This is a genomic window from Clostridium sp. (assembly GCF_032552055.1).
GTDB lineage: Bacteria > Bacillota > Clostridia > Clostridiales > Clostridiaceae > Clostridium.
Map to the genome: position 1 here is coordinate 1 of NZ_JAWGSV010000300.1, position 3,576 is coordinate 3,576.

Consider the following 3,576-nt stretch of genomic DNA (forward strand, 5'->3'; position numbering starts at 1 on the left):
AACTTATTATCAATATTTATAAAATAAAAAAGGGCCATCACTTACAAACTTTTCTTAAAAGTGACAGCTCTAAAAGTATTTTAGTAATTTATAACAAATTACTTCTTAAGTTGTTAATTATTAATTGTTATTTTTCTATGGCATTTTCATTACAGAAAGGACAAGGTATAATACCACTATTATTAATAGTATCTCCTTCTATAAATAAAGGTTTATGACAGTTATTACATTTTATTTCTACATACTCTTCTTCCATTTCCATTAAATCTTCAATGGATACCTCTTCGAAAAGCTCATCTTGTAACCCTATAATATCTTCATCAATGTATTTAAAATTTTCTTCTAGTGATTCTTGTTTATCAGATAGAATTCTTACTTCTTCTGATAATATGTCTATTAAAGATAGGATACCATCGAAAACCTCTTTATTTTTGTCATATTCAATACTAGATACTTCCTTTTTTAATAATTCAATTTTACTTTTTAAATCATTCATTTTTTCACATCCTTAAAATAGAACTATTCTATCTAATTATAACCTAAAGGGCTGTCTAACAAACAGCCTAAATTAAGAATTAAAAATTAAAAATGAATAATTACTGATGTAATTCTTACGAATTAATAAAATTAGTTTCTTTTCAAAACTCCTTCGGGAGTTTTTTCATTAATTTTTCATTGTTCATTCTTAATTTTCCATTGTGCTGTAGCACCATCTATGTTAAAACTATATTTTTTAATATAAAATAGGTGGAAGTATTTTACTTCCACCCTTTAAATATTAAGAATTTATCTCATTATGTAAGATTAAACTCTTTCCATGTACTCTCCAGTTCTAGTATCTACTCTTATTACATCTCCTTCATTAACAAACATAGGAACATTAACAACTGCTCCTGTTTCTAATGTAGCAGGCTTCATTGCATTTGTAGCTGTGTTTCCTTTTATCCCTGGATCAGCTTGAGTAATTAATAATTCAACGAAGTTTGGAGCTTCAACTGAAAAAGCATCACCTTTGTAGAATTTAATTACAGCAAACATATTTTCCTTAATAAACTTAATTGCATCTTCAACTTTCTCATAGTTTAGTGGAATTTGTTCAAAAGTTTCTTGATCCATGAAGTAGTATAATTCCCCATCTGAATAAAGGTATTGCATTTCTTTTCTTTCAATTACAGCTTCTTGTAATTTTGTAGTTGGGTTAAAAGTTGTATCAGTAACACCACCAGAAATTACGTTTCTTAATTTAGTTCTTACGAATGCTGCACCTTTTCCTGGCTTAACATGTAAGAAGTCTATTACTGTAAAAACTTGTCCTTCATACTCGAATGTAGTACCTTTTCTTAAATCTCCTGCTGATATCATTAAATATCCCTCCAAAAACTTTATTCCATATTTAGTTATCTCTTATCAACCTAAATATTCATAACAATAACTTTGTTTACGACATAACAAAAATATTTTATCAAAATTCACAAATAAATGCAATTCTTTATATAAACTTATCCTAATTTATATTAATTATATTTAATTGCTTACTAAATCTAATTCTAGAGAAATTTTATTATCAATATATTTCAAGCTATAATTTTCAATATTATAAACATATAATTGCTTCAATGCATCTTGAACTTCTTCTTTGCTCCCTTTAATTTCAGCTTTAATTTTCCACTCATTATTTGAATTATTATAACTAATTACCTCTAGATTTTTAATGCTCCTAAAATCATTTTCTATTTCTTTTATATATTTTGCATTTTTCTCTTCTGTTATACTAGTTTCTAATGCGTCATTTTTATGTATTTCATCTAAATTATTATTAAGAAACATAAAAATACATTGTACTCCAGTAAGTAATGCTATTATTAGATATATAATTATTTTTTTATTCATAAACAACCTCAACTAAATAAGTTTTATCATTAACTTTCCTTATAGAATTAATTTTAAAATCTGTTTCCTCTTCTATATAAAAAATAGTATTTTTATTTTCAGTCTCTATAGTTCCATCATTATTGCTAAAATTAAAAGTTTTAATATCTTCATTTAAATAATCTAAAACATCAATAATTTTCTCTTGCTTGCTATTTTTCACCTCTACATCATTACTAATAACTTCTATTGAATCATTATTACTAAGATAATTTTCAATAGTATCAATTGATTTTGGCAATAGTAAAAAATTAAGTATTATTAATAATAAAATCAATATCTTACTATCTTTCTTTTCCTTACTTTTCTTTTCCATAACATATTCAATTGGAATAAAGTTTTTATTTTCTATATATCTTTTCATATATGCCCTCAACTAAATCAATATTTTTCATCTTAAATCTTTTTACTTGATCCACTAGAGATTCTATATTTACGCTTTTATCTATTATTAATAATTTCTCATCATTTATTAAACTGATAATTTTACAAACTTCCTCTTCATTATTAGCAATAACAGAATTAATTATATATCCCTTTTCTAAGGATAAAACATGGAATATATTGTTTATTCTAAATAATATATTAGAATCCTTTGAATTCTTAATTTCCCTTATTACTTTGTTCTTTATATAAAATTGTATAGGTTCTATAGTTAGCTCCGTGGAGTCATTAGTTAATGAAATCAAATTATTATTTCTAATTGAATATAAATAGGCAAGATTATCCTTCTTATTGTATTCATAACTAAATAAGAAGTTATCTTTATCAGAAAAATCTTCATTTATCTTTTTTCCAATAAAATCTCCTATTCCTTTATTACTAGAATTAAACCCATATTTCTTAATTAAAAGTATTTGAGATAAAAATATAATTCTCCTTTTTCTTGATATATTATCTAAAAGCTCACTATAATTATTTCTATTATATTCATTACCTTTATAAATATAGGTGTCTTCATATATTCCAATATTACTAATCATTATCTAACCTCCGTAAATATATTGAGTTTTATAAGTTGATGGCAAGAATTTATATTCTTTATCATTAATTTCATCTAAACCTATATACATTTTAGAGCTACCTTTTACCTTAGTAATGTAGTATTTGTTATTTATTTTTTCTAAAGCATAACTTTTAAAATTTGAATTGCTATTAGATATTTCTTTACTTAAACCAACTAAATTATTTAAGGAATCAGAATTTCTCTTTATTTTTATATTAAGAGTCTCTAAATACTCTTCCTCTTCAATACTTAAGGATTTTTTATCAGAATAAGTACGATATTCATTGGATCTTAAATGTATATTTAAAATAAATTTTAATGATATGTTTGATATTACAATTATTATCATAAATATAATTATTGTTTCTACTAAGGAAAAACCTTTTTTCTTTTTAGTAACTTTTAGATGCATATTATTCTTTCTTCACCTTTTTTATTAGTAATTTTTAAATAATTTATATTTTCTTTTTTATATACCTCAAAATTTGATACATTTCTCATAAGTATATTAGTTCCATTACCTAAGTATCCATTTGTAATTATCACTATCTTATCTTTACTTAACATAATCTTTTTCTCAACAATACCTTCTTTAAAATGATCAATTTTATATTTAATTATTATTTCATCACCTATAGTAT

The 3,576-nt window shown here is 23.4% G+C and carries 6 protein-coding genes and 1 pseudogene; all 7 read right to left on the reverse strand.

Annotated features, from left to right (window positions below):
* Positions 1 to 127 precede the first annotated feature (127 nt).
* The gene (locus tag E6248_RS14480) at positions 128 to 496 is read right to left on the reverse strand and encodes a CD1247 N-terminal domain-containing protein (RefSeq protein ID WP_316341491.1); all 369 of its coding nucleotides are present in this window, start codon (positions 494 to 496) and stop codon (positions 128 to 130) included.
* Positions 497 to 804: 308 nt separating this feature from the next.
* Positions 805 to 1,362 (reverse strand): elongation factor P, encoded by a 558-nt coding sequence (gene efp, locus E6248_RS14485; RefSeq protein WP_136005476.1) that lies wholly within the window; start codon positions 1,360 to 1,362, stop codon positions 805 to 807.
* Between the two features lie 162 nt (positions 1,363 to 1,524).
* Positions 1,525 to 1,890: a hypothetical protein gene (locus E6248_RS14490; RefSeq protein ID WP_316341492.1), complete on the reverse strand. Its 366-nt coding sequence runs from the start codon at positions 1,888 to 1,890 to the stop codon at positions 1,525 to 1,527.
* Positions 1,883 to 2,293 carry a hypothetical protein gene (locus E6248_RS14495; protein ID WP_316341493.1) on the reverse strand — a complete coding sequence of 137 codons (411 nt, stop codon included), beginning with the start codon at positions 2,291 to 2,293 and terminating at the stop codon, positions 1,883 to 1,885. The genes E6248_RS14490 and E6248_RS14495 overlap by 8 nt, the downstream gene beginning before the upstream one ends.
* Positions 2,271 to 2,912, reverse strand: a complete 642-nt coding sequence (locus E6248_RS14500; protein WP_316341494.1) for a hypothetical protein — start codon at positions 2,910 to 2,912, stop codon at positions 2,271 to 2,273. Before E6248_RS14500 ends, E6248_RS14495 begins: the two co-directional genes overlap by 23 nt.
* Positions 2,913 to 2,915: 3 nt before the next feature.
* Positions 2,916 to 3,347 (reverse strand): hypothetical protein, encoded by a 432-nt coding sequence (locus E6248_RS14505; protein WP_316341495.1) that lies wholly within the window; start codon positions 3,345 to 3,347, stop codon positions 2,916 to 2,918.
* Positions 3,338 to 3,576 (reverse strand): annotated as a pseudogene (locus tag E6248_RS14510) (prepilin-type cleavage/methylation domain-containing protein); the annotation flags it as partial. The gene E6248_RS14505 and the pseudogene E6248_RS14510, both read right to left, overlap by 10 nt.

What these genes read in the sequence shown, in the direction of transcription:
- E6248_RS14495 (WP_316341493.1), bottom strand. Translation starts at nt 2,293, where the DNA reads ATGAAAAGATATATAGAAAATAAAAACTTTATTCCAATTGAATATGTT.
- efp (WP_136005476.1), bottom strand. Translation starts at nt 1,362, where the DNA reads ATGATATCAGCAGGAGATTTAAGAAAAGGTACTACATTCGAGTATGAA.
- E6248_RS14500 (WP_316341494.1), bottom strand. Translation starts at nt 2,912, where the DNA reads ATGATTAGTAATATTGGAATATATGAAGACACCTATATTTATAAAGGT.
- E6248_RS14505 (WP_316341495.1), bottom strand. Translation starts at nt 3,347, where the DNA reads ATGCATCTAAAAGTTACTAAAAAGAAAAAAGGTTTTTCCTTAGTAGAA.
- E6248_RS14480 (WP_316341491.1), bottom strand. Translation starts at nt 496, where the DNA reads ATGAATGATTTAAAAAGTAAAATTGAATTATTAAAAAAGGAAGTATCT.
- E6248_RS14490 (WP_316341492.1), bottom strand. Translation starts at nt 1,890, where the DNA reads ATGAATAAAAAAATAATTATATATCTAATAATAGCATTACTTACTGGA.